Raw genomic sequence first — 22,880 nt, forward strand, 5'->3', positions numbered from 1 at the left:
GGGTTTTCAAGCTGTGAGCCACTCGCGGAGGCGTTGCTCGCAGTGCGTGATCTTGTCAACGGCAACATGCTCGTCCGCCTTGTGGGCGAAGAGCGCGTCACCGGGCCCGTAATTGACCGCGGGCACGCCCAGCGCGCTGAAGCGTGAGACGTCCGTCCAGCCGAACTTGGGCTGTGCGCTGCCGCCGACGGCGGCCATGAACGCGGCCGCGGCCGGGTGCGAGAGGCCGGGCAGCGCCCCGCCGGTGTGGTCGTCCACCACGATCTCGCTCACGCCGCAGTCCGCGAACACCTCACGGACATGGGCCTCGGCCTCGGCCATGCTGCGGTCGGGCGCATAGCGGTAGTTGACCACCACGGTGCAGGCGTCGGGGATGACATTGGTGGCCACACCGCCCTCGATGCCGACGGCATTGAGGCCCTCGCGGTACTCGAGCCCGTCGATCACCGGGCGCCGCGGCTCGTACGCGGCGAGGCGGGCCAGGACCGGACCGGCGGCGTGAACGGCGTTGGAGCCCATCCAGCTGCGGGCGGAGTGTGCCCGCTCCCCCGTCAGGCGGAGATGGACACGCAATGTGCCCTGGCAGCCGCCCTCGACCTGGGCGTCGGACGGTTCGAGCAGGACGGCGAAGTCTCCCTCCAGCCAGTCGGGGTGGGCCTCGGCCACATGCCCGAGCCCATTGAGGTGTGCGGCGACTTCCTCGTTGTCGTAGAAGACGAAGGTGAGGTCGCGGTTGGGTTCGGGGACGGTGGCCGCGATACGCAGCTGGACGGCGACGCCCGACTTCATGTCGCTGGTGCCGCAGCCCCACAGGATGCCGTTCTCGTCCAGTCGCGAGGGCAGATTGCCGGCGACCGGGACCGTGTCGATGTGCCCGGCCAGGACGACCCGCTCGCTGCGCCCCAGGCCTGTGCGGGCCAGGACGTTGTTGCCGTGGCGGTCGACGGTGAGGTGCGGCAGGGCACGCAAGGCCTGCTCGATGGCATCGGCGAGGGGCTTCTCCTCCCCGCTGACCGAGCGGAGATCGACCAGCGCGGCGGTCAGCGCCGGGCCGTCAAGAGTGAGGTCAAGCACGGTGTCAGGCATGGCTCCGACCTTAGAGCCTTCCTCGGACTCCAGTACGGTGGGCGTCGTGCCCGAGACCGCCTCCCCCGTCCGGCGCGGCCGCCCGATTCGTGTCGCGGCCGCGTTCGTCGTGCTGCTGGCCGTGATCGGCTATGTGATCGTGCAGTACGAGACCGGCGGGGGCGCCCCGCGCTGCACGGTCCGCGGCGCCGAGGCCGACGGCCCCTCGTACGAGCTCACCGCCGAGCAGGCCGCGAACGCGGCGACGATCTCCGCGGTCGGCACCACGCGGGGCATGCCCGAGCGGGCGGTCACGATCGCGCTGGCGACGGCCCTGCAGGAGTCCGCACTGCGCAACATCGAGCACGGCGACCGGGACTCTCTGGGCCTGTTCCAGCAGCGCCCGTCGCAGGGGTGGGGCACCCCCGCGCAGATCCTGGATCCCGTCTACGCGTCCAGGAAGTTCTACGAGCACCTCGACGAGGTCCCCGGCTACTCACGGCTGCCGCTGACGGTGGCCGCGCAGCGGGTCCAGCGCAGCGGGTTCCCGCAGGCGTACGCGAAGCACGAGCCCGACGCCACGCTGCTGGCTGCGGCCCTGACCGGCCGGGCCTCGGCGACGCTGACCTGCGCGGTGCGCGGCGGCGGCGACGCGGGCGACCCGGCGAAGGTGCGGACCGAGCTGGTGCGTGCCTTCGGGCCCGATGTGCTGCCCGGCGGCGTGCAGGGCGGGGGCGCCAAGAGCGGCAGCGCTGGTGCAGCTGCCGCGGGCGAGGTGACGCTTCCGGTGCCGGCGACGTCCGGATCGACGTCCGGCGGCCCGGCGTCCAGGCGCGGCTGGGAGCTGGCGCACTGGGCCGTCGCGCGCGCGGACGGACTGCGGATAGCAGAGGTCTCGTACCGGGGCAGGGTGTGGCACGCGGACGAGTCCGACGAGGGCTGGCAGAAGGGCGGGGCGCCCGAGCGGGGCACCGACACCGTCCGGATCCGTATCGCTCAGTAGTTTGTCCCCTCCCTCGAAGGCGGCGCTCCGATCTCACCCGGAACGCCTTGTTCGCACGCCCTGCCACTGCCCCCCGCGCGATGCCAAATCCCTTGCGAACAAAGGGAAGTGACGGTTCGCCAGGCACTTGCACAATGCAATGTTTGCCCGTTTTTATCCGAGACCGATAAAACGATGCATTACCAACTCTTTACCTTGGCCGACCGCAACTTCCCCCGGCCCCCCAGCGGTTGTCAGGACGTCCGAACGTCGGGCAGCACCACCAGCAGTCCGAACATCCGAACGTCCCTCTCGTCCCAAGGAGCACCATGTCCCTCCCCCTGACCCGTCGGATCGCCCGCGCCGCGCTGCTCATCGCGGCTGGAGCAGCTCCCGTGGTCGGTGCGGCCGGCTCCGCAGGCGCCGCTGAGCTGCCGCAGACAGCGCTCGGCGGCCTGACCGCCCTCGACACGGACAACGTCGACACCACGGTCGACGGCGTCTCCAAGGAGTCCACCAAGGTGGCCGGCCAGGTCGGCGGCAAGACGGCCAAGAAGGCCGCCCCCGTGGCGGCCAAGACCGTCGGCAAGGCGGCAAAAACGGCCGCCCCGGTCGCCAAGAAGGCTGTCGGCGACGCCTCGGCGCAGGCCGCCGGTCTGGTCGGCGGCGCCGCCAAGGGCGGCCTGCCGGCCGGCGCCGTTCCCGGTGGCGCTCTGCCCACCGGCTCACTCGGCGGCATGCCCCTCGGCGGCTGATCGCACCCCTGGCGACACGCGGCGGGGCCCCAGGAGCCTTCTTGGCTCCTGGGGCCCCGCCGCGTGTCGCGGGCCGCCTAGCCCAGGCGCTTGACCGCGGCCTCGACGCGCTCGTCCGTGGCCGTGAACGCCACTCGCACGAAACGCTCGCCGGCCGTCCCGTAGAAGTCGCCCGGCGCCACCAGGATGCCGAGGCCGGCCAGATACGCCACCGTGTCCCAGCACGGCTCGTCGCGCGTCGCCCACAGATACAGGCTCGCCTCGCTGTGCTCGATGCGGAAGCCGTGCGCCGTGAGGGCCGTACGCAGCGCCGTTCGCCGGGCCGCGTACCTGGCGCGCTGCTCGGTGACATGCGCGTCGTCGCCGAGCGCCACGACGGTGGCGGCCTGTACCGGCGCCGACGTCATCATGCCGCCGTGCTTGCGGATCTGGAGCAGCTCGCCGAGCACGGCCGCGTCACCGGCGATGAAGGCGGCACGGTAGCCGGCCAGATTGGAGCGCTTGGAGAGCGAGTGGACGGCGACAACGCCCTCGTACGTACCGCCGCAGACGTCCGGGTGCAGCACCGAGACCGGCTCCGCCTCCCAGCCCAGCTCCAGGTAGCACTCGTCGCTGAAGACCAGCACGCCGTGCTCACGCGCCCAGGCGACGATCCTGGCCAGCTCGTCCTTGGCCAGCACCGCGCCGGTCGGGTTGGACGGCGAATTGAGCCACAGCAGCTTGAGGCCCGCCGGGTCGAGCTCTCCCCCCGCGGGGTCGGCCGCAAATGTCTCGGTGTCGTAGACGACCGCTTCGGCGCGGGCAAGGCGCGCACCGACCTCGTACGTGGGATAGGCGAGGCGCGGGTAGGCGACCTTGTCGCCGGGACCGAGACCCAGCTGGGTCGGCAGCCACGCCACCAGTTCCTTGGAACCCACGACCGGCAGGACGTTGGTGTGTGCCACCGACACCGCACCGAGCCTGCGCTCGACCCATCCGGTGAGCGCGTCACGCAGCGCCGCCGTACCCCACACCGTCGGATAGCCGGGCGAGTCCGCGGCCTCCACCAGTGCCTTCTGGATCAGCTCCGGCACCGGGTCGACGGGCGTGCCGACCGAGAGGTCCACGATGCCGTCCGGGTGGGCCGCTGCCGTCGCCTTGTACGGCTCGAGCTTGTCCCAGGGGAAGACGGGGAGGCGCGAAGAGACTGCGGCCACTGGGGCGCTCACTTTCTGGTACGTGGGGCGTCAAACACCTCGGTCCCGTACGGACGACGAACCGTACGGGACCGGGGACATGGAGATGTGATCAGCCGTTCTGCGGCGGCAGAGCGGCGATGAAGGGGTGGTCGCGCTCGATGAGGCCGAGCTTGGAGGCACCACCGGGCGAACCGAGCTCGTCGAAGAACTCGACGTTCGCCTTGTAGTAGTCCTTCCACTCCTCCGGGGTGTCGTCCTCGTAGAAGATCGCCTCAACCGGGCAGACCGGCTCGCAAGCACCACAGTCGACGCATTCGTCCGGGTGGATGTACAAGGACCGGGAGCCCTCGTAGATGCAGTCGACGGGGCACTCCTCGATGCACGCCTTGTCCTTGACGTCGACACAAGGCTGCGCGATGACGTAGGTCACGCTGTCGTTCCTCCTCGGTAAGGGCTGGCTTGCGCGGGAGCGCGGCGTCGTCGATGCCCGCCCCTAGTATCTCCGTTCTTGGGGACGATCCGAACAGGAGGGGCACACAGAGCTGTGGAATTCACTGCGGGCGGACGGCTCGAGGTTCGTATCACACCTGCTGACGTGGGCAAACGGGTGTCGGTACGGCGCTTGAGCGAGGGTGAAGCGGGAGCTGAGAAGTTCACCGACACGGTTGGTGTTCTCACATCCTGGAACGAGGGTGTGCTGGTGATCACTCGCAGGACCGGGGAGAGCGTCCGTATCGCGGAATCGTCGCTGGTCGCCGGCAAGGTCGTGCCCGCCGCTCCGGCCCGCAGAAAGGGTCCCTCGGCGGGTTTCGAGGAGCTCGCGAGAGTCACCGCGCGGGCCTGGCAGCCGGTGGAGAGCGAGCGGCTCGGCGCATGGGAACTGCGCGCCTCGGGCGGCTTCACCCGGCGCGCCAACTCGGTGCTGCCGCTCGGCGACCCCGGAGTGCCGCTCACCGAGGCGCTGGAGCGGGTGCGCTCCTGGTACGCGCGGCGCGATCTGCCCGCGTACATGCAGACGGCGACCGGCGCCGCCGGGACGCAGGAGCGGTTGTGCGCGGAGCTGGAGGCGCGCGGGTGGCGGCGCGAGGTGTCGGCGCAGGTGCAGACCGGGGCGTTGGCGCCGGTGGGCGACCTGGACGCGGACGTGTCGCGGGTGCGGCTCGCGCGATCGTGCGACGAGAGGTGGCTACGGCGCTACCAGCGGTCCGTTGTGCCCGGACCACATGTGCTCAAGGTCCTGGGCAGCGGCCCTTCGGTGTGGTTCGCCTCTGTACCCGGCCCCACGGGTGCCGGCACCGGGGAGATTCCGGCAGCGATCGGCCGGTGTGTGGTCGACGGACGCTGGGCGGGCTTCATGGCCGTGGAGGTGGACCCGGCCTACCGCCGTCAGGGCCTCGCGACCTCCGTGATGACCGCGCTGGCGCGCCGGGCCCTGGACGAGGGCGCGTCGGCGGCATGGCTGCAGGTCGAGGCGGACAACGGTGCGGCTCGCACCCTGTACGAAGCGATGGGTTTTGCGATTCATCACCACTACCACCACTACCGGTCGGCCTAGACGGGGTACGAGTCGCATATGTACGACGCATCGTGGCGGGCGCGTTTCGCGGAAGAGGCCCGCGCCGAACGTCCCGATCTCGCGCTGCTCTGCCTGCTGATCGGCACCGAGGCGGACCCCGCGCTGGACGAGGCCGGCCTGGACGCCGCCCAGATCGAGCTGGACCGCCTCGCCGGGATGCTCCCGTTCGGTCTGCGCACCCCCGAGGCCTGGGCGACGGCGCTGGCCGACCTGCTGGGCGCGCGCGAGGGCTTCCACGGCGCTCCCGCCGACTACCAGCGCCTGGAGTCCTCGCTGCTCCATGCGGTGCTGCGGCGCCGCCGCGGCCTGCCGATCCTTCTCTCGGTCCTGTGGACGGAGGTCGCCCGCCGCGCGGGCGCGCCCGTGTACGGGGTCGCGCTGCCCGGCCACTTCGTCGTCGGCTTCGGCGACCACGACGGGCAGGTCCTGGCCGACCCCTTCGCGGGCGGCCGCGTCCTGACCGGGCCGGATGCGGAACTCCTGGTCGCGGGCGCGACGGGCACGCCTCTGACCCCGTCGATGCTGACCCCGGCCCCGCCGCTCGCGGTGGTGCTGCGCATCCTGAACAACATCCGTGCCTGGGCCGCGCCGCGGCCCGAGCGCTCGGACGTGGCCCTGTGGGCGATCGACCTGTCGCTCCTGCTCCCGGCCCACCCGGCCCGGCTGCGCTATGAACGGGCCCAACTGCTGGTCCAGCGGGGCGAGTTCCTGACAGGCGCCGACGAAATGGACGCGTACGCGGATGTGGTGTCCGAGGTCGAGCCGACGACGGCGGAGGCGATCAGGGGGCGGGCACGGGCGGCGCGGGCCATGCTGAACTGAGCGTGTTCGAGCGAACACGGCAGCGGGCCGACGGCCTGCGCGGCCGCCCACCCCGCGGGTGACGCCCGTCGGACCGGCGCCGGTGAGGGACGCCCCGGCCGGGTACCTGCCTGCCGACCGGTTCTCGCACGGCCGGCCGGGACACCATCGACAGTGGGGTTCAGCACCCGGCCGCAGACTTCACCGCCTAGCGAGGGAATCGAGGGAATTCGGTCCGGGCTTCCGACCACCGCAAGGCAGGTTCGACCGCGCCGCGGATACTTGCGCGGAGCCTTTCCGACGACCCGTCGGGTTCGAGCCGAAAGCCCGTGACACTCGGCACTCGCGGCGACCAAATGCCCCTGTTGGCAGTCATTTTGACGGTCCACCAGATCGGTCCGGCCTTGATCGTCACACGGCGCCCATGAGACGCTGTTCGCACAGGTGTTCTGTGAACAAGGGCCGGGGGAAGCTTCATGGTCATCCGACACTCCGACGGAGTCATCCTGGGCGAGCCGGACAGCGTCGAGGCAGCGGTTGAACTGATCGTTGCCAACCTCCCCGAAGGCTGCGGCCCGGCGATCATCGGCGCGGCGGACGACCTGTGACCCAAGATGAGAGCACCACCCCGGCCGTGGACATCGTGGCCGCCGAGTGGCGGTACTTGCTGGAGGGGGACCACGACCTGGTCGACCCGACCACGGTCCGGGCCGCCTACGCGCAGCCACAGCTTCGGAGACTGACTCCCGGAGTGAGCCACGGCGTCATGTTCTTCACACAGCAATCAGGCGGCACTCCCGTCGGTGGCGCTGTGTATCCCCAGGGGGAGGACGGGCGATTCTGGGTCCGGAGGCCCCACGGCGTCGGAACCCTCGGCAGGGTCGACACCCTTGAGGAGGCGTTCGCACTCGTCGTCGACAGCCTCCCCGAGGACTGTGGGCCCGCCATCGAGGGAACGGCGCGAGACCTGTGACCGACAGTGAAAGCTCCCAGAACGCTTCAGATGTCGTGGCTGCCGAGTGGCTGAGCATCCTGGCCTACGACGACGATCTGATCGACCCCTCGATGGTCCGCGCCGCCTACACGCAGCCGCGACTGCGGGAGCTGTACCCCGCTGTCAGCCACGGCACCCTGTTCCTTAGTCGGTGCACCGGCTTTCCGCGTTCCCACGTGCCTGTGGTGTATCGCTTGGTCGGTGGCGGCTTCCAGGTAGATGCCCGCTCCGTAGGCTCGCTTGGTGAAGTCGCCACAGTGGAGGAGGCGTTCGCGCTGGTCGTGGCCAACCTCCCCGAGGGCTGCGGCCCCGCCATCATCGGAACGGCGGACGACCTGTGACCGCGGCCGCGGACATCGTGGACGCCGAGTGGCAGAGCATCCTGGCGTACTACGGCGACCGGATCGACTCCGCGGTGCCCCGCGCCGCGTACGCTCACCCTCGCTTGCGGGAGCTTTTCCCCATGGTCAGCCATGGGGTCCTGTACTTGAGTCGCTGCACCAAGTACCCGTGGACCCATGACGTCGGCACCGCGTTCCCCCAGGCCTCCGGCGGCTACCGAGTGCGTCGTCAGTCCGACAACACATTCCTCGGCGAGGTCGAAACCGTGGAGGAGGCGTACGACTTGGTCGCGGCCAGCCTCCCTGAGGGCTGCGGCCCGGCCGTCGACGGCACCCCGGACGACCTGTGACCGACGACGAGAACACCACGTCGGCCGCCGACATCGTCGCCGCCCGGTGGCAGAGCATCCTGTCGTACGACGACGACCTGATCGATTCCGCGACGGTCCGTGCCGCGTACGCACAGCCCCGACTGCGGGAGTTGTTCCCCTTCGTGAGCCACGGCACCTTGTTTCTCAGCCGGTGCACCGGCCTTCCGGGGTCTTTTGTGCCCGTTGTGTACAGCCTGGTCGGAGGCGGCTTCCAGGTGCATGACCGCTCAGTAGGCAGCCTTGGCGAAGTCGACACCGTCGAGGAGGCGTACGCACTGGTCGTTGCGAACCTCCCGGAAGGCTGCGGTCCGGCCGTCATCGGCACGGCGGACGACGTGCCTAGTTGAGGTCGCTGTTCCGGACGGCGGCGGCGAAGGCAGTCCAGGCCGCGTGGCCAAAGACAACGACAGGGCCCGTGGCGTGCTTGCTGTCGCGGACCGGGACCGCCGTCGGGTGGGCGTCGTCGACTTCGAGGCAGTCGCCACTGCTGCCGCCGCTGTAGCTGGACTTGCGCCAAGCCGGAGTGGATTCACTGCGCTTCATGCTCGTACTCCTCTGCGACGGATCTGATCAAGGCCAGCGACTGGCGGTGCGACAAGGCGTCGCCCAGGGCCTGATCGTAAGCCGCCTGACAGTCCCGTACCACGGACGGAAGTTCCCAGACCCTCCCCGACTTCAAGCCTTCCACATAGGCGATGGGCGGGAGGTCGTCGAACCACATGAGCGAGACGAAACCCTCCATCATGGCGTGATACCCCACTTCAAAGGGGAGCGCATGGACGCGGATGCGGCGGCTCTCGCCCAACGCCAGGATGTGACGGAGCTGTTCGCACATCACGGCCGCGCCGCCAATGGGGCGCCGCAACACGGACTCGTCGAGCAGCGTCCACACCACCGGTGTGTCGAAGTTGTCGAGTATGTGGGCTCGCTCCAGGCGGGTGACAAGAAGCCTGTCACGTTCCTCGTCGCTCCTCGGCGGGGACCCGGAGCCGAGCACTTCGCGCGCGTACGCCTCGGTCTGGAGAATGCCGGGTACCAACTTGGGCGCGTACTCCCGGATCACCGTCGCCTGCTGCTCGAACTCCAGCGCCTCCGCGAAGTGTTCCGCCACAGCTCTGCCGTCCAGCGTCGGCAGGAAGCGCTCGAAGAAGCCGCCCGTCCTCAGGACCTGGTCGAGGCGACGGGCGTCCGCCACGTCCGGGCGGCGGCGGCCCGCCTCGATGTGGGCGATATGGGTGCGGGACATGACCGCACGTTCGCTCAGCTCCTCCTGGGTGAGGTCCGCCGCCTCCCGCCGACGTTTCAGTTCCTCGCCGTACCTCGTGCGGGACTGCGGGTTGTCCTCGATCGCCATCGGCAACTCCTCTTTGTGACGCTTGCGTTGTCACGCGCCAACCCCTACCGAGCGTAACGCCGCCCCCGCCAGCCTGTGAGCAGTTCCTCACGGAGAGCGAAGGAGTCGGCAGGACTATGGGTGTGGCACACGCAGCAGGGACCTTCGTCGCCCACACGGGTACGGACGCCTATGGGCCCGGCAAGGTCATCGGTGTGGACGGCGAACACAGGCGCGTCAGGTTTGTGTACTTCGTCGCCACCATCCGCGCCTCCGATCTGCGCACCGCATCCGACGACGAAACGGCGCAGGTCAGGAGGTGGCTCCGGCAGAAGCAGGAGCGGTACGGAGGCGAGTGGTGATGACTTTGCGCGTCTCGCGCGACGGCGGGCGGAGCTGGGGGCCGGCCGTCACGTACCGGCCCGAGCGCGGGGCCGCACCGGTCGGTTCAGGCCTCCGGTGGCCGCCGTGCACCTGCCCCCGGTGCGCTCCCCCGAAGTGACCGTGCGTACACGGATGTTGATGTACGGTGAGCGCAAGACGGCCCCCGTCGCTGGTTGCACCCGGCGCCGAGGGCCTGCACCCCCCGTGCTAATCCACAGGAGCACAAGGAATGTTTCGTCATGTTATCCCGCCTGCCCGTTTCTACTCGCAGGTGCCGAACGACCTCATCCGCCATCCGAGGCTCAACTCCGACGCCTTCCGCCTGCTGAGCTGGCAGCTGTCACTCCCCGCCGACAAGCACGAGTCGCTGTCGGCCAGCGCCGAGCGCGCCGGTATCAAACCGAAGGCCTTCCAGCGGGCCAAGCAGCAGCTCAAGGACGAGGGCTACTTCCACGAGTGGAAGGAACAGGGGCCCGGTGGGCTCTGGCGGACCCGGCAGCTCGTCTCCAACGTCCCGCTGACTGCCGAGGACGTCGCCCGGTTGAGGGAGGCCGCACCAGTGGAGCCCGAGCCGACCGCACCGGAACCGGCTGCCGGAGAACGGACCGTCGGTGAGCCGGACGACCCGTCCGTCGGTCGTCATCCAGAAGTGACCCCTGGGGTGAACACCTCCAACCCTCCCCCGCCCGACCACGCCGATACCGAGGCGCGGCAACTCGTTGCCGCGCTACGGGAACTGGACCCTCGGCTGTGCGTGCCGCGCGGCATGCTGCGCCAGCTGGCCGCGCTGGCCGCCCAGTGGCTTCGGCTCGGGCATACGCCCGATGCCGTGCGGGACGGGATCAGGCGCGGCCTGCCCTCTGCCGGCGCGAGCATCCACCGGCCCGGTGGGCTGGTGCGGTATCTGCTGCGCGAGGTGCCTCCGGTCGAGGCGCCCCCGGAGCCGCCCAGGGTCGCCCTCATGCGCGAGTGCGCGGGCGAGCACACCCAGCCGCGGCTCTTCCGGCCGGTGGCGGACGAGGGGCTGTGCCCCGACTGCCGCCAGGATCGGGCCCAGGAGGCGCAGACCAAGGCCACGGCACCGGCGGCCACAGGCGTGCCGGCGGCCGTACGCGGGGCGGCGGCCGCCCGAGCCGCGATGCGGGGCGGGGCATGACCGCGTGCCCGGCGTCCGGCCCGACCGGACCGCCGGTGCGCCTCGGGTGCACGACGCGAACCGATCCGTCACCCGACGTAGGAGCCCCCGTCCCGGCGGACCGGGACGGGGGCTCCTACGAGGCGGGGAACGATCAGCTCGGATCGAGCTCGATGACCGCCGTACGCTCGGCCGGTGTCTTGCCGCGCAGCGCCGGCCCCATGGCCTGGGCGACGTCGTCCGCCGAAACCTGGTGCTGCTTGCCGTCGCCCTTGGTGATCGTGATGCCGTCGAAGACGCCGTCGAGCAGCTGCTCGATCGCCTTCTTGTCGTAGACCTCGACCAGCCGGCCGTCGATCGCCTTCATCGAAAGGATCTTGGGCAGTGACTTCGCCGGGCCGAACGCGATCTGCTTGGCACCCGCCTTGATCGTGATCAGGTCGGACATCGCGGGCCGGGCGAACTCCTTCATCGCGCGGTCGAGCTCCGCCTGGCCCACGGTCGGCTGGCGGGTGGCGACCGGCAGCTGCACGACGTTCGGCTTTCCGGTCTCGACCTGGGCGCGGTAGGCGTCCTTGACCGCGATCATCGAGCGGGTGACGTCCAGCGCCTGGCCCGCCTTGCCGGGTACGGGGACGGCCTTGCCCGGTACGAACTTGATCGTGGCCTCGGTCGCGGTGCCCGAAGCGCTGCCGATGTCGGCGAGCGCGACGCTCAGCTTCTCCTGGTCCACGACGATCACCGGTTCGGCGACGCGCTCGCCGCCGAAGAGGGAGCCGATCACCGAGACGGGGTTGTAGTCGCTGCCCGCGGCACCGCGGACGGTGGCCTGGCTGTCCAGGGAGAGGCCTCCCTTGTCCGGGGCGAGCTGCACCTTCTCGCCGCCCACCGAGAGCTGGAGCGGCGCGCCCGCCCGCTTGCCGAAAGCGGCGTCGAGCTTGTTGACCGCCTCGTCCCGGGTGCCTCCGCCGATGTCGACGCCGAGCACCGTCGTGGACTTGGGCACGTCGGAGTGGTTGAGCAGCAGACCGGCGCCGTAGGCGATGCCGACGAGACCGAGTACGCCCGCGCCGACGAGGACCATCTTGGAACGGCCCTGCTTGGCGGGTGCGGATGCCGTCCGGGGCGCGGGCCGGGCGGAGGGGCCGGGCGTGACGGGTCCGGCGGCGCCGCCGGGTCCGCCCGCGAACTCGGGCGCGGAGAAGTCCGCGAAGTCCGCCTCCCTGGCCCTCGGGCCGGGGACCGGGGGCACGATCGGGTTCGGACCCGTGCCGGAGCCCGTGTGCGGCGGCGCGAACGGCGAGCGGTGCTGTCCGTCGGACGGGACCACGGGGATACCGCTGGTCAGCGTGTCGCCGGAGACATGACCGCCGGCACCCTGCTCGGGCGCGGGCTGCTGCGGGGTGAGTACCGCGGTGTCGTCGGACATCCGGGGCGCGCCACCGGGACCGCCCGGAACGCCGGGACGGCCGGGTCCGCCGGGGCGGGGTGCGCCGGGACCACCGACCCCGGCACTGCCCTGGCCGGGAACGCCTGGAGTGCCCTGGCCCGGAACACCGCCGGGATGCGGTGCAAGCGGCATGCTGCCGGTGGCCGGTCCACCCGTCGGGCCCGAAGGCCCGACGCCGGGCGGGCGTACGCCGAGCGGAGGGGTGTTCCGTCCCGGGCCGGGGGCGAAGCCGTTGCCGACGGGGGGCGGGGTGGTACCGGGAGCCCCGCCCTGCGCAGGGCGGCGGGGCAGGCCGGGGCCGCCCTGCGCCGGACCCGCGGGTGCGGCGGGCGCCCCGGTCTGTTCGGCGAGCGCCGCCAGGTTGGACCGCGTACCGGGGCCGCCCGTACCGGCGCCGATCGTGCCACCGCCCGAGCCGTTCGCACCGGCGCCGCCCTGCGGCGCAGGCGTGGGGGCCGACGGGGCCGGCTTGCGAGGCGCGAACCAGTCGCTGCCCGCGGGCTTCTCCTCCGGCTGCGGCTCGGGGGCCGGGGCCGGCACCTGCGGCCGGGCCTCGGGCACCGGCGTGCTGCCCGTGCGCTCGCTGTCCTGACTGTTACCGCCCGCGCTCTTCGCACCGGCGCCGGCGGCAGCTCCCGGACCGGCCTTCGCGGCGGCGGCCGCGTTCACGTCGCTCATCGGCGTACGCATGACGACCGGCGGGATCGGCCGCGAACCCGGGATGTTGATCCGGATGCGCGTCGTCAGTGTGGTCTCGGTCTTGGGTTCGTCCGGCTGCGCCTCAGGGGCCGTGGCAGGCTCGTCCGGAGCGTCCTGCGTCGGATGCAGCGACGGATACTGCCGGGTTCCGTACGGCGGCGTCCCAGAGGGGTACGCGGTTCCACCGCGCCCCTGGGGGCCGGAGGACGAACTGTCAGTTTCACGACTCAAAGCAGGTTCTCCCGGTTGGCGTCGCCGCCCGTTCTTACTGGACAGCTACTGCTGCGGGCGGCTCGGCGGCGCGCACCACCATACTGTCCGCTGCCGGCAAAGGCCCGGGGACTGCGGGAAGCGGCCCGGTGCCGACCGTGCGGACTCGGTCAGTTCAACGGCTTCCCACCCTTCGGGGTGACCGTTGGGGCGACCCACCATAGGGGTCGGCCGGACCTGCTGCGTCCTGGGGGTCCCGCCTCCCGCTAGCCCTCAAGTCCGCCCGGCCGGCCGCCCGGTTGCAGCGATCGCGACATGGTGGCACACATCACAGCCAGTACCATCCCCCCGAGCATGAAGACAAGAGGCCCGATCCCGGCGGCGAACACACCGTCCCCCTCCGGGCGTCCGAAGCTGAGCACGACGACCGCCAGCAGCCAGCCGATGGCCGCCGAGGCCACGCCGAGCTGGGTGCCACATGCCCGCAGCGCGCCGTAGAACAGGGCTGCCGAACCGAGCAGCGCGAGCAGCAATCCGCCCGGGAACCAGGCACCTTGGACCAGCGTGCCCGCGACACCGACGACCGCTCCGAGGACGACGAGCACCAGATAGGCGGCCACCCGCCCGGGGTGCGGCGCACTGGGCGGCCGGGTCAGCCAGCCGCCGGGAACGTCCGGCGCACCGGAAGCACGCCGAGCTCCGCGAGAGCCCGAAGCACCCGAAGTACCTGAAGTACCTGAAGCGCCTGAAGCGCCTGAAGCGCCTGAAGCGCCTGAATTGTCCGGCCTTTTCCGCGCGCTCATGCCGTCACCATCCCCTGGGCACCGACATTCCCCTGGATCCCCGCGAAGAGGTCGCGCTCACGCTCCCCTTCCGGCGCGCCCCGCACACCGCTCACCAACTGGTAGTACTCGTGCGCGAAGAGAGGTTGCCCCAGATCGTTCGAGAGTGCGAAGAAGGGCCCGTCCACGGCGATTTGGGTGGCATGGGCGCGCATCGCGGCCGCCTTCCGCTCCCCGTACCCGGTGCCGTCGATCTCCGTGGTGATCTCGGAATCGTCCACCACGCCCGGTACATCCGTGATCTCGGCAATGCCCGGGAAGTCCGCTCCACCGAGCGCCTGAAGACGGGCGAAGCCCTCTTCGGCCACCGACCGCGGGACGCGGTTCCAGTAGATCTTCGCGATGGTGTGGGCGTCGCCCAGGTCACGGCGGAAGGCGCGCTCGGCGGCCAGCTCGGCCGCCCTCATCGCGACCCGGTGCGCCTGGATGTGGTCGGGATGCCCGTATCCGCCGTTGGGGTCGTACGTGACCATCACCTGCGGGCGCACCGACCTGATGATCTCGACGAGACAGGCGGCCGCCTCGTCCACGTCGGCCTTCCAGAAGGCGCCCTCACGGTGGTTCTGCTCGACGCCCATCATCCCGGAGTCCCTGAACCGGCCCTGGCCGCCGAGGAAGCGGTGATCGCTCACGCCGAGCGCCTTCATCGCGGCGGCCAGTTCGCCGACGCGATGGGCGCCGAGCCGGTCCTCCCGGTCGGGTGCGAGATGGGCAAGCTCGGCCGGAATGACCTCGCCCTCCTCGCCGAGCGTGCAGGTCACCAGCGTGACCTGGGCGCCCGTGGCCGCGTACCTGGCCATCGTCGCGCCGTTGTTGATCGACTCGTCGTCCGGGTGCGCATGCACGAGGAGCAGACGACGGGCGGGAAGCTCCTTCATACCGGACAGCCTAGATGGGCCCGGCCGTGCGGCGGGACTAGAACTTGATGCCCCCGATCATCCCCGCCACGTTGGTGGTCAGTTCGGTGATGGTGGGAGCCACCGACGAACTGGCGAGATAGAACCCGAGCAACACGCAGACCGTCGCATGTGCGCCCTTCAGCCCGGCTTTCCGGATCAGCAGGAAGACGACGATCGCCAGCAGCACCACCGCCGAAATCGAGAGTGCCACGGCGGTTCACCTCCATAGATATTCGGTCGGGACGGTCATGTTGCATGTGCCGGAGCAGATGTCATGGGGTTCATACCCACCTTGCGCTACGGATCATAACTATCCGTACCTTCGCATCGATCGGTGCACGGCAGCACATGGGGGCGCACGACCGCTAGGTTCGGTCGCATGACCTCGAGGCAGCAGCTCTCCTTCCCGCGTCAGTACGCCAGGACCCAGCGCTTCACGCTGGGCGCCCCCCGCGCCTTCACGGTGTCCCCGGACGGCTCGCGCGTGGTGTTCCTCCGTTCCTCCTCCGGCACCGACCGGTCCGGCCTGCTGTGGGTGCTCGATCTGGACGGGGACGGCGGCCGGCCGCAGGAGCGCGTGGCCGCCGATCCCCGGGAACTGCTCGGCGGGGCGGAGGAGAAGCTGTCGGCCGAGGAGCGGGCCCGGCGTGAACGCAGCCGCGAGGGGTCGGCCGGGATCGTGGGCTACGCGGCGGACCAGGCGGTCGAGCTGGCGGCGTTCGCGCTGTCCGGGCGGCTGTTCACGGCTGAGTTGCGGGCCGGCACCGCGCGCGAACTGCCCGCTCCGGGGCCGGTCCTCGACCCGCGGCCGTCCCCGGACGGCCGGCACATCGCGTATGTGGCGCGGGGCGCGCTGCGGGTGACGGGTGCCGAGGGCGAGGACGACCGGGCGCTGGCCGAGCCGGAGGACGAGCACACGGCCTACGGCCTGGCGGAGTTCATCGCCGCGGAGGAGATGGGCCGCTCGCGCGGCTTCTGGTGGGGGCCGGACTCGGACCGGCTGCTGGTGGCCCGGGTCGACGACCGGGAGGTACGGCGCTGGTGGATCGCGGACCCGGCGCATCCCGACCAGGAGCCGGCGCAGATCGCCTATCCGGCGGCCGGGACGGCCAACGCCGAGGTGCGGCTGTATTTCGTGGCACTGGCGGACGGCGCGGAGCGCACGGAGGTGGTCTGGGACCGGGCCGCCTATCCGTATCTGGCCCGGGTGCACTGGTCGTCCGAGGGGGCTCCGCTGCTTCTGGTCCAGTCGCGTGACCAGCGCATCCAGCTGTATCTGGCGGTCGACCCGGAGTCGGGCGCGACCCGCACCGTGCATGTCGACGAGGACCGGGCGTGGCTGGAACTGTCCCCCGGGGTGCCGGCCTGGGCACCGGGCAGGTCGTCCGCGCGGGACTTCGGCGGAGGACGGCTGGTACGGATCGCGGACGAGGGCGGGGCGCGGGTGCTCGCGGTCGGGGACCGGGTGCTGACCGGGGCGCAGTTGCAGCTCCGCGCGGTGCTCGACATCGACGAGAGCGACGTGCTGGTGTCGGCGGCGGCCGGCGAGGAGGCCTCGGAGCCGGAGGTCGGCGAGATCCATGTGTACCGGGTCAACGAGCTGGGCGTGGAGCGCGTCTCCCAGGGGGCCGGGGTGCACGGCGCGGTGCGATCGGGCGGGGTGACGGTGCTCTCGTCGTCCCGTACGGACACCAGTGGCGCGACGGTGCAGGTGCTGCGGGACGGGAAGCAGATCGCGCAGGTCGCCTCGTACGCGGAGGAGCCGGTGCTCACGTCCCGGCCGCGGCTGGTCGAGGCGGGGGTGCATCGCATCCCGGCGGCGGTGCTGCTGCCGGCCGGGTACGCGGAAGGTGACGGTCCGCTGCCGGTGCTGCTCGATCCGTACGGCGGGCCGCACGGTCAGCGTGTGTTCGCCGCACACCATCCCTATCTGACCTCGCAGTGGTTCGCGGACCAGGGGTTCGCCGTGATCGTCGCGGACGGGCGGGGCGCGCCCGGCCGGTCGCCGGCCTGGGAGAAGGCCGTCAAGGACAACTTCCCGCTCACACTGGACGACCAGATCGAGGCGCTGCGGGCGCTGGCCGCGGAGTTTCCGCTGGACCTGGAGCGGGTGGCGATCCGGGGCTGGTCGTACGGCGGCTATCTGGCGGCCATGGCGGTGCTGCGCCGCCCGGACGTGTTCCACGCGGCGGTGGCGGGCGCACCGGTGACCGATCTGCGGCTGTACGACACCCACTACACCGAGCGGTATCTCGGAGATCCTCTCGGGCAGCCGGAGGTGTACCGGGCCAATTCGCTGGTCGGCGACGACGGGCTGACGGTGGCGGAGACTCCGCACCGGCCGCTGATGATCATCCATGGTCTGGCGGACGACAATGTGGCCGTGGCACACACTCTGCGGCTGTCCGCAGCGCTGCTGGCCGCGGGCCGCCCCCACGAGGTGCTGCCGCTGACCGGGGTGACACATATGACGCCGCAGGAGCAGATCTCGGAGAATCTGCTCCTGCTCCAGGTGGAATTCCTGAAGAGGTCACTGGGCATGGACGCCTGAGATCGGCAACCCGGGGCCATCCGGGGCCGGGCTACCAGCCGGGCGGCGGGGACGACGGCGGCGGGGGCGGACCGTGGCCGCCGCCCTGGCCGTCCGGCGGGCCCGGCTGCGGACAGCCGTAGCCGGAGTACCCGGGCTGCGGCGTGCCGCCCGCCGCACCGTACCCGCCCGGTACACCGTCCGCCGGTCCGCTCTCACCGCGGCGGGCCGACACGACCAGCAGCACGGCTCCGGCGACGAGCTCGAAAAGCCAGGTGGCAACGAGCAGTTGCTCCTCCATCCGCAGCTCCCCGAAACCCCGGAACAGCTCTCGCCGGACCGTGAAGTCGAGCCCCACCGCGCCGTCCGCGATCAGGACAGCCGCCACCACCGCACCGAACGGGCGCGTGAAGACCGCCCGGTTGAGCGCTCCGACGGCGGCGGTCAGCGCGAGCAGGGCTGTCGCACAGGCCAGCCAGGCGGACGGGGTCTGCAGCAGCCTCAGCGGGGCACGCTCGCTGCCGGTGAGCAGGTCGGCATAGCCGTCGGCACCCGAGAGGTACGCCCAGCGGATCTGCCAGGCCACCGTCACCCCCGCTGCCGCGAAGAGCAGCAGGAACGCGAGCACGGACGCGCCCCTGGCGGGCCGGGCCGGTGTCAGCCGGCGGGCCGCGCCCGGGTCGGCGCGCGGCACGTGGGGGTCCTCATGCGCCTCGGCGCCCGTCGGGCGGCGTCCGGCCAGGACCGCGACGATCAGCGCGACGGCGAGGCCGAGCACCGCGAAGGTGCTGTACAGCGCCCTGGTGCGCAGGGAGTCGGTGGCCTGCTGATCCATCCAGGAGGCGGTGAGCACCCACAGGGACGGCAGCCGCAGGGCGAGCGTGATCACGGCCACGGCCGTCAGGGCAGCGGCGGCGACGGACGAGCGCAGGGCGGCTACGGCCGCGCCGGCGTACACGGTGAGCAGCGCCAGGTCGGTGACGGTGGTGGTGAGGGGCGCCGCGTCCGGTCCGCGGACGCCGCCGGTCCAGAACCGCCAGAGGTCGAGCGGCTCGTCGGCGGCCGACAGGTCCCTTACGATCCATGCTCCGACGATCAGCGCGAGCAGGGCGCACAGCGCCGCTCCCGTGATCCGAGCCCCCCGCGTAAGAGTCACACCGGCGATCCTGCAGCGGTGCGCACGCGTGGAGCAAGGGGGTGACTGGCCAACCCGGCGACGGCGGGCGGCGCGGACGACCGGCCGCAGCCCCTGAACGGGACTGCGGCCGGTCAACGGCACCCGCACGGCCGTACGAAGTTCAGTGTGCCGCGTTCGTATATCGGATGCGATGCAGCCAAGTTGCCTGCATGTTAAAGAATTTGACGGACATTCATCGGATTTCGCCACGCGGGGCACCGGGCCTGCCGGGCCCCTCGCTCGGCACCACATGCCGCTCCTCGGCGAAGTGGCACGCCGACGCGTGGTGGACGGGCCCCGGCACCGGCCGCAGATGAGCAGGCACCGCCAGCAGCGGCACCTCCAGCTCGCACCGCTCCTGCGCCTTCCAGCAGCGGGTGCGGAAGCGGCAGCCGGAGGGGACGTTCGTGGGCGAGGGTACGTCTCCGGTGAGGATGATCCTCTCCCGGTGCTCGCGCGCCTCCGGGTCGGGGACGGGGACCGCCGACAGCAGGGCCTGCGTGTACGGGTGGGTGGGGTGGTCGTAGATCTCGGCGTCCTTGCCGATCTCCACGATGCGGCCCAGATACATCACGCCGACCCGGTCGGAGATGTGCCGCACGATCGACAGGTCGTGCGCGATGAACAGATAGCTGAGCGAGAACTCGCTCTGCAGCCGGTCCAGCAGATTGATCACCTGCGCCTGCACCGACACGTCCAGCGCCGAGACCGGCTCGTCGCAGATGATGATCTCGGGGTTGAGCGCGAGACCGCGCGCGATGCCGATGCGCTGGCGCTGGCCGCCCGAGAACTGGTGCGGATAGCGGTTGATGTACTCGGGGTTGAGACCGACGACATCGAGCAGTTCCTGCACCTTGCGGCGGCGGTCGCCCTTCGGAGCCACCTCGGGGTGGATCTCGTACGGCTCGCCGATGATGTCACCGACCGTCATACGCGGGTTGAGCGAGGTGTACGGGTCCTGGAACACCATCTGGATGTTGCGCCGCACGGCCTTGAGCGCACGCCCCGACAGCCTGGTGATGTCCTCGCCCTTGTAGCGGATCGCCCCGGCCGTGGGCCGCTCCAGGTGGACCAGCATCCTGGCGAGTGTGGACTTGCCGCAGCCCGACTCCCCCACGATGCCCAGCGTTTCGCCCCCGGCCAGGTCGAGATCGACACCGTCGACCGCCTTGACCGCGCCGATCTGCTTCTTGATGAGGATGCCCCGAGTGAGCGGATAGTGCTTGACCAGGTCGCGTACTTCCAGGACCGGCTCAGCCATGGAGCGTCTCCTCCCAGAAGTGGCAGGCGCTCCTGCGGTGCTCGGACACCTCGTACAGCGGCGGCTCGTCGGACCGGCACACCGGCCGGGCCAGCGGACAGCGCGGGTTGAAGGCGCAGCCGGGCGGGATGTGCAGGAGATTGGGCGGCAGGCCCTTGATCGCGTACAGCTCCTGGCCCTTCTGGTCCAGGCGCGGGATCGACTCCAGCAGACCCTTGGTGTAAGGGTGAGCGGGGCCCTTGTAGATGTCGTGGACGGGGGCGGACTCCACGATCCGGCCCGCGTACATCACAGCGATCCGGTCCGCGACATCCGCGACCACGCCGAGGTCGTGGGTGATCAGGATCAGGCCCATGTCCAGTTCGCGCTGGAGCTCGGCGAGCAGATCCATGACCTGGGCCTGGACGGTCACGTCGAGCGCGGTGGTCGGCTCGTCGGCGATGATCAGATCGGGCTCGAGGGAGAGCGCCATCGCGATCATGATGCGCTGGCGCATACCGCCGGAGAACTGGTGCGGGTACTGCCCGACGCGTTCCCCGGCGGCCGGGATGCGCACCCGGTCCATCAGTTCGACGGCCTTGGCCCGGGCGTCCTTCCTGGACATGCCGCGGTGGACGGTGAACATCTCGCCGAGCTGGTCGCCGACGGTCAGCACCGGGTTCAGCGAGGAGAGCGCGTCCTGGAAGATCATGGCCATACCGGCCCCACGGATCCCCCGCCGCTCGTCCTCCTTGAGCCTGAGCAGGTCCTGGCCCTGGAAGAGGATCTCGCCGTCCGTGATCCGGCCGGGGGGCATGTCCAGGATTCCCATGACCGCCTGCGCGGTCACGGACTTGCCGGACCCGGACTCCCCCAGCACGGCGAGCGTCTCGCCCGCGTCCACCGTGAAGTGAACGCCGTTGACGGCCTTGGCGACGCCGTCACGCGTGCGGAACTCCACGTGCAGATCGCGCACTTCGAGCAACATGAGGGCTCCTCAGCGCAGCTTGGGGTCGAGGGCGTCGCGCACCGCGTCGCCGAGCATGATGAAGGCGAGCACGGTGACCGCCAGCGCGCCGGCCGGCCACAGCACCATGTGCGGGGCGTTGCGGATGTACGGGGAGGCCGACGAGATGTCGATGCCCCAGGAGACGGTGGGCGGTTTGAGTCCGACGCCGAGGTAGGAGAGCGTCGCCTCCAGCGAGATGTACGTACCGAGCGCGATGGTCGCCACGACGATGACCGGCGCCACGGCATTGGGCGCGATGTGCCGCAGCAGCATCCGGGAGCTGGACGCGCCGAGCGCCCGCGCCGCCTGGACGTAGTCGTTGTGCTTCGCCGTGATGACCGAGCCGCGGGCGATCCGGGCGACCTGGGGCCAGCCCAGCAGGACCATGAAGCCGATCACCGGCCAGACGCTGGAGCTGGTCACCATGGACAGGAAGACCAGACCGCCCAGGACCACCGGGATGCCGAAGAAGATGTCGGTGACCCGGGAGAGTACGGCGTCTCCCGCGCCGCCGAAGAACCCGGCGAGCCCGCCCAGCGCGGAGCCGAGCAGGGCGACCCCGAGTGTCGCGCACACGCCCACCGTCACCGAGGCGCGTGCGCCGTAGACGGTACGGGTGTAGACGTCGCAGCCCTGGCCGTTGAACCCGAAGGGATGGCCGGGCTGGGAGCCCTCCTGCGACTTGGCCAGGTCGCACTGCAACGGGTCCCCGCTCGCGATGAGCGACGGCCAGATCGAGATGGCGACCAGGAAGAGGATCACCAGCGCGGAGACGATGAAGACGGGGTTGCGTCGCAGATCGCGCCAGGCGTCGGTCCACAGGCTGCGCGGCTTGCCCGCGGGTCCCTCCTCGCCCTTGGGGGTGTCCAGCAGCTTTTCGAGGCTTTCGCCCTCGTCCATCGCGAGGTCCATCGTGCCGCCCTCGCCGGTGGGTGCGATGGCGTTGTCCGGGTCGCGGCCGGGCTGCTGCGGGTCAGGCATAGCGGATCCTCGGGTCGAGTACGGCGTACAGCAGGTCGACGATCAGATTCGCCAGCAGGAACACCAGGACGAGAATGGTCACGAACCCGACCACGGTCTGGCTGTTCTGCCGCAGGATGCCCTGGTAGAGCTGGTAGCCGACGCCGTGGATGTTGAAGATCCGCTCGGTGACGATGGCGCCGCCCATCAGCGCACCGATGTCCGTGCCGATGAAGGTGATCACCGGGATCAGCGAGTTGCGCAGCAGATGCCTTCCGACCACCCGGCGCCGGGGCAGGCCCTTGGCAACTGCCGTACGGACGTAGTCGGCGCGGGCGTTCTCGGCGATCGAGGTGCGGCTGAGCCGGGTGACGTAGGCGAGCGAGACCGAGGCGAGCACCAGTCCCGGCACGATCAGTTCGTCGAGCGGCGCCTCGGGGGAGACCGAGGGGTCGATGATGCCCCACTCGTAGCCGAGCAGCAGTTGGAGCAACAGACCGGTGACGAAGGTCGGGACGGAGATGACCACCAGGGTCGCCAGCAACACCCCGGTGTCGACCGGACGGCCCCGCCGCAGGCCGGTGACCACACCCAGCGTGATGCCGATGACGATCTCGAAGAAGATCGCGACCAGGGTCAGCCGGATGGTGACGGGGAAGGCGTCCGCCATCAGTTCGGTGACCGGCTGCCCGTTGAACGCCGTGCCGAAGTCCCCGGTGAAGAGGTTGCCCATGTAGATCAGGTATTGCTGGAGCACGGGCTTGTCGAGGCCGAACTCCTTGCGCAGCTGCGCGGCGGTCGCCGGGTCGCACTGCCGGTCGCCGCACAGGCCCGCGACGGGGTCACCCATGACGTTGACCATGAGGAAGATCAGCAGCGTGGTGCCGATGAAGACCGGGATCATCTGCAGCAGACGCCGGATCACATAACGTCCCATGAAGGGCTCCGG

General features: G+C 70.8%; 25 protein-coding genes and 1 pseudogene. 12 read left to right on the forward strand and 14 right to left on the reverse strand.

The genetic code is table 11. The features are described 5' to 3' along the window. Positions 1–6: 6 nt before the first annotated feature. Positions 7–1,086: a succinyl-diaminopimelate desuccinylase gene (dapE, locus tag OHS70_RS12725; protein ID WP_328396844.1), complete on the reverse strand. Its 1,080-nt coding sequence runs from the start codon at positions 1,084–1,086 to the stop codon at positions 7–9. 46 nt (positions 1,087–1,132) lie between these two features. Here dapE and OHS70_RS12730 point away from each other — a divergent pair, with 46 nt between their 5' ends. Both OHS70_RS12730 and OHS70_RS12735 read left to right on the forward strand, forming a co-directional pair. Continuing rightward, positions 1,133–2,068, forward strand: coding sequence for a hypothetical protein (locus tag OHS70_RS12730; RefSeq protein ID WP_328396846.1), 936 nt, complete (start codon positions 1,133–1,135; stop codon positions 2,066–2,068). Between the two features lie 308 nt (positions 2,069–2,376). Beyond that, a complete protein-coding gene (locus OHS70_RS12735; protein ID WP_328396848.1) occupies positions 2,377–2,802 on the forward strand; it encodes an ATP-binding protein in 426 nt (141 codons plus the stop codon). Positions 2,803–2,879: 77 nt separating this feature from the next. On the opposite strand, the gene dapC is transcribed toward OHS70_RS12735, so the two are convergent. After that, positions 2,880–3,998, reverse strand: coding sequence for a succinyldiaminopimelate transaminase (gene dapC, locus OHS70_RS12740; protein ID WP_328396850.1), 1,119 nt, complete (start codon positions 3,996–3,998; stop codon positions 2,880–2,882). 91 nt (positions 3,999–4,089) lie between these two features. Then, entirely contained in the window at positions 4,090–4,410 is a 321-nt protein-coding gene (fdxA, locus tag OHS70_RS12745) for a ferredoxin (RefSeq protein WP_003985062.1), read from the reverse strand. A gap of 114 nt (positions 4,411–4,524) precedes the next feature. Between fdxA and OHS70_RS12750 the strand changes: the two genes are divergently transcribed. The 7 genes and pseudogenes from OHS70_RS12750 (at position 4,525) to OHS70_RS12780 (ending at position 8,410) form a co-directional block, all read left to right on the forward strand. Beyond that, positions 4,525–5,535, forward strand: coding sequence for a GNAT family N-acetyltransferase (locus OHS70_RS12750; protein WP_328396852.1), 1,011 nt, complete (start codon positions 4,525–4,527; stop codon positions 5,533–5,535). Between the two features lie 18 nt (positions 5,536–5,553). Beyond that, positions 5,554–6,378, forward strand: a complete 825-nt coding sequence (locus OHS70_RS12755; protein ID WP_328396854.1) for a transglutaminase-like domain-containing protein — start codon at positions 5,554–5,556, stop codon at positions 6,376–6,378. 449 nt (positions 6,379–6,827) lie between these two features. After that, a pseudogene (locus OHS70_RS12760) lies at positions 6,828–6,965 on the forward strand (DUF6193 family natural product biosynthesis protein); the annotation flags it as partial. Continuing rightward, complete coding sequence (locus OHS70_RS12765) at positions 6,962–7,330, forward strand: DUF6193 family natural product biosynthesis protein (protein WP_328396856.1); 369 nt, start codon at positions 6,962–6,964, stop codon at positions 7,328–7,330. The pseudogene OHS70_RS12760 and the gene OHS70_RS12765, both read left to right, overlap by 4 nt. Further along, complete coding sequence (locus tag OHS70_RS12770; protein ID WP_328396858.1) at positions 7,327–7,692, forward strand: DUF6193 family natural product biosynthesis protein; 366 nt, start codon at positions 7,327–7,329, stop codon at positions 7,690–7,692. Before OHS70_RS12765 ends, OHS70_RS12770 begins: the two co-directional genes overlap by 4 nt. Continuing rightward, positions 7,689–8,042 (forward strand): DUF6193 family natural product biosynthesis protein, encoded by a 354-nt coding sequence (locus tag OHS70_RS12775; protein WP_328396860.1) that lies wholly within the window; start codon positions 7,689–7,691, stop codon positions 8,040–8,042. Before OHS70_RS12770 ends, OHS70_RS12775 begins: the two co-directional genes overlap by 4 nt. Next, positions 8,039–8,410 (forward strand): DUF6193 family natural product biosynthesis protein, encoded by a 372-nt coding sequence (locus OHS70_RS12780; RefSeq protein ID WP_328396862.1) that lies wholly within the window; start codon positions 8,039–8,041, stop codon positions 8,408–8,410. Before OHS70_RS12775 ends, OHS70_RS12780 begins: the two co-directional genes overlap by 4 nt. Here OHS70_RS12780 and OHS70_RS12785 read toward each other — a convergent pair. Further along, positions 8,403–8,606, reverse strand: a complete 204-nt coding sequence (locus tag OHS70_RS12785) for a DUF397 domain-containing protein (RefSeq protein WP_328396864.1) — start codon at positions 8,604–8,606, stop codon at positions 8,403–8,405. The two genes, OHS70_RS12780 and OHS70_RS12785, sit on opposite strands and share 8 nt — an antisense overlap. After that, positions 8,593–9,417: a helix-turn-helix domain-containing protein gene (locus OHS70_RS12790; protein WP_328396866.1), complete on the reverse strand. Its 825-nt coding sequence runs from the start codon at positions 9,415–9,417 to the stop codon at positions 8,593–8,595. The genes OHS70_RS12785 and OHS70_RS12790 overlap by 14 nt, the downstream gene beginning before the upstream one ends. 116 nt (positions 9,418–9,533) lie before the next feature. Here OHS70_RS12790 and OHS70_RS12795 point away from each other — a divergent pair, with 116 nt between their 5' ends. Together OHS70_RS12795 and OHS70_RS12800 are read left to right on the forward strand one after the other, a co-directional pair. Beyond that, on the forward strand, positions 9,534–9,758 hold the full coding sequence (locus OHS70_RS12795) for a hypothetical protein (RefSeq protein WP_328396868.1): 225 nt from the start codon (positions 9,534–9,536) through the stop codon (positions 9,756–9,758). A gap of 251 nt (positions 9,759–10,009) precedes the next feature. Then, positions 10,010–10,936: a hypothetical protein gene (locus OHS70_RS12800; protein WP_328396870.1), complete on the forward strand. Its 927-nt coding sequence runs from the start codon at positions 10,010–10,012 to the stop codon at positions 10,934–10,936. Positions 10,937–11,069: 133 nt separating this feature from the next. Here the strand turns inward: OHS70_RS12800 and OHS70_RS12805 are convergent, their stop codons facing one another. The 4 genes from OHS70_RS12805 to OHS70_RS12820 all read right to left on the reverse strand — a co-directional run bounded on the left by OHS70_RS12805 (position 11,070) and on the right by OHS70_RS12820 (position 15,226). Beyond that, the gene (locus OHS70_RS12805; RefSeq protein ID WP_328396872.1) at positions 11,070–13,295 is read right to left on the reverse strand and encodes a hypothetical protein; all 2,226 of its coding nucleotides are present in this window, start codon (positions 13,293–13,295) and stop codon (positions 11,070–11,072) included. 245 nt (positions 13,296–13,540) lie between these two features. Next, positions 13,541–14,077 (reverse strand): DUF6113 family protein, encoded by a 537-nt coding sequence (locus OHS70_RS12810; protein WP_328396874.1) that lies wholly within the window; start codon positions 14,075–14,077, stop codon positions 13,541–13,543. Then, on the reverse strand, positions 14,074–14,994 hold the full coding sequence (gene mshB, locus OHS70_RS12815; RefSeq protein WP_328396875.1) for an N-acetyl-1-D-myo-inositol-2-amino-2-deoxy-alpha-D-glucopyranoside deacetylase: 921 nt from the start codon (positions 14,992–14,994) through the stop codon (positions 14,074–14,076). The genes OHS70_RS12810 and mshB overlap by 4 nt, the downstream gene beginning before the upstream one ends. Positions 14,995–15,031: 37 nt before the next feature. Then, entirely contained in the window at positions 15,032–15,226 is a 195-nt protein-coding gene (locus tag OHS70_RS12820; protein WP_328396877.1) for a hypothetical protein, read from the reverse strand. Between the two features lie 168 nt (positions 15,227–15,394). On the opposite strand from OHS70_RS12820, the gene OHS70_RS12825 reads away from it, so the two are divergent. Further along, a complete protein-coding gene (locus tag OHS70_RS12825) occupies positions 15,395–17,566 on the forward strand; it encodes an alpha/beta fold hydrolase (protein WP_328396879.1) in 2,172 nt (723 codons plus the stop codon). A gap of 31 nt (positions 17,567–17,597) precedes the next feature. Here OHS70_RS12825 and OHS70_RS12830 read toward each other — a convergent pair whose 3' ends face one another. From OHS70_RS12830 to OHS70_RS12850, 5 genes are all read right to left on the reverse strand, one after another. Continuing rightward, positions 17,598–18,701: a hypothetical protein gene (locus OHS70_RS12830; RefSeq protein WP_328396881.1), complete on the reverse strand. Its 1,104-nt coding sequence runs from the start codon at positions 18,699–18,701 to the stop codon at positions 17,598–17,600. Positions 18,702–18,915: 214 nt separating this feature from the next. Continuing rightward, complete coding sequence (locus tag OHS70_RS12835; protein WP_328396883.1) at positions 18,916–19,983, reverse strand: ABC transporter ATP-binding protein; 1,068 nt, start codon at positions 19,981–19,983, stop codon at positions 18,916–18,918. Then, complete coding sequence (locus tag OHS70_RS12840) at positions 19,976–20,950, reverse strand: ABC transporter ATP-binding protein (RefSeq protein ID WP_328396886.1); 975 nt, start codon at positions 20,948–20,950, stop codon at positions 19,976–19,978. The genes OHS70_RS12835 and OHS70_RS12840 overlap by 8 nt, the downstream gene beginning before the upstream one ends. A gap of 9 nt (positions 20,951–20,959) precedes the next feature. Continuing rightward, entirely contained in the window at positions 20,960–21,952 is a 993-nt protein-coding gene (locus OHS70_RS12845) for an ABC transporter permease (protein WP_328396888.1), read from the reverse strand. Beyond that, positions 21,945–22,868 (reverse strand): ABC transporter permease, encoded by a 924-nt coding sequence (locus tag OHS70_RS12850; protein ID WP_328396890.1) that lies wholly within the window; start codon positions 22,866–22,868, stop codon positions 21,945–21,947. The genes OHS70_RS12845 and OHS70_RS12850 overlap by 8 nt, the downstream gene beginning before the upstream one ends. Between the last annotated feature and the right edge of the window lie 12 nt (positions 22,869–22,880).

It is taken from the genome of Streptomyces sp. NBC_00390, from assembly GCF_036057275.1.
Lineage (GTDB): Bacteria > Actinomycetota > Actinomycetes > Streptomycetales > Streptomycetaceae > Streptomyces.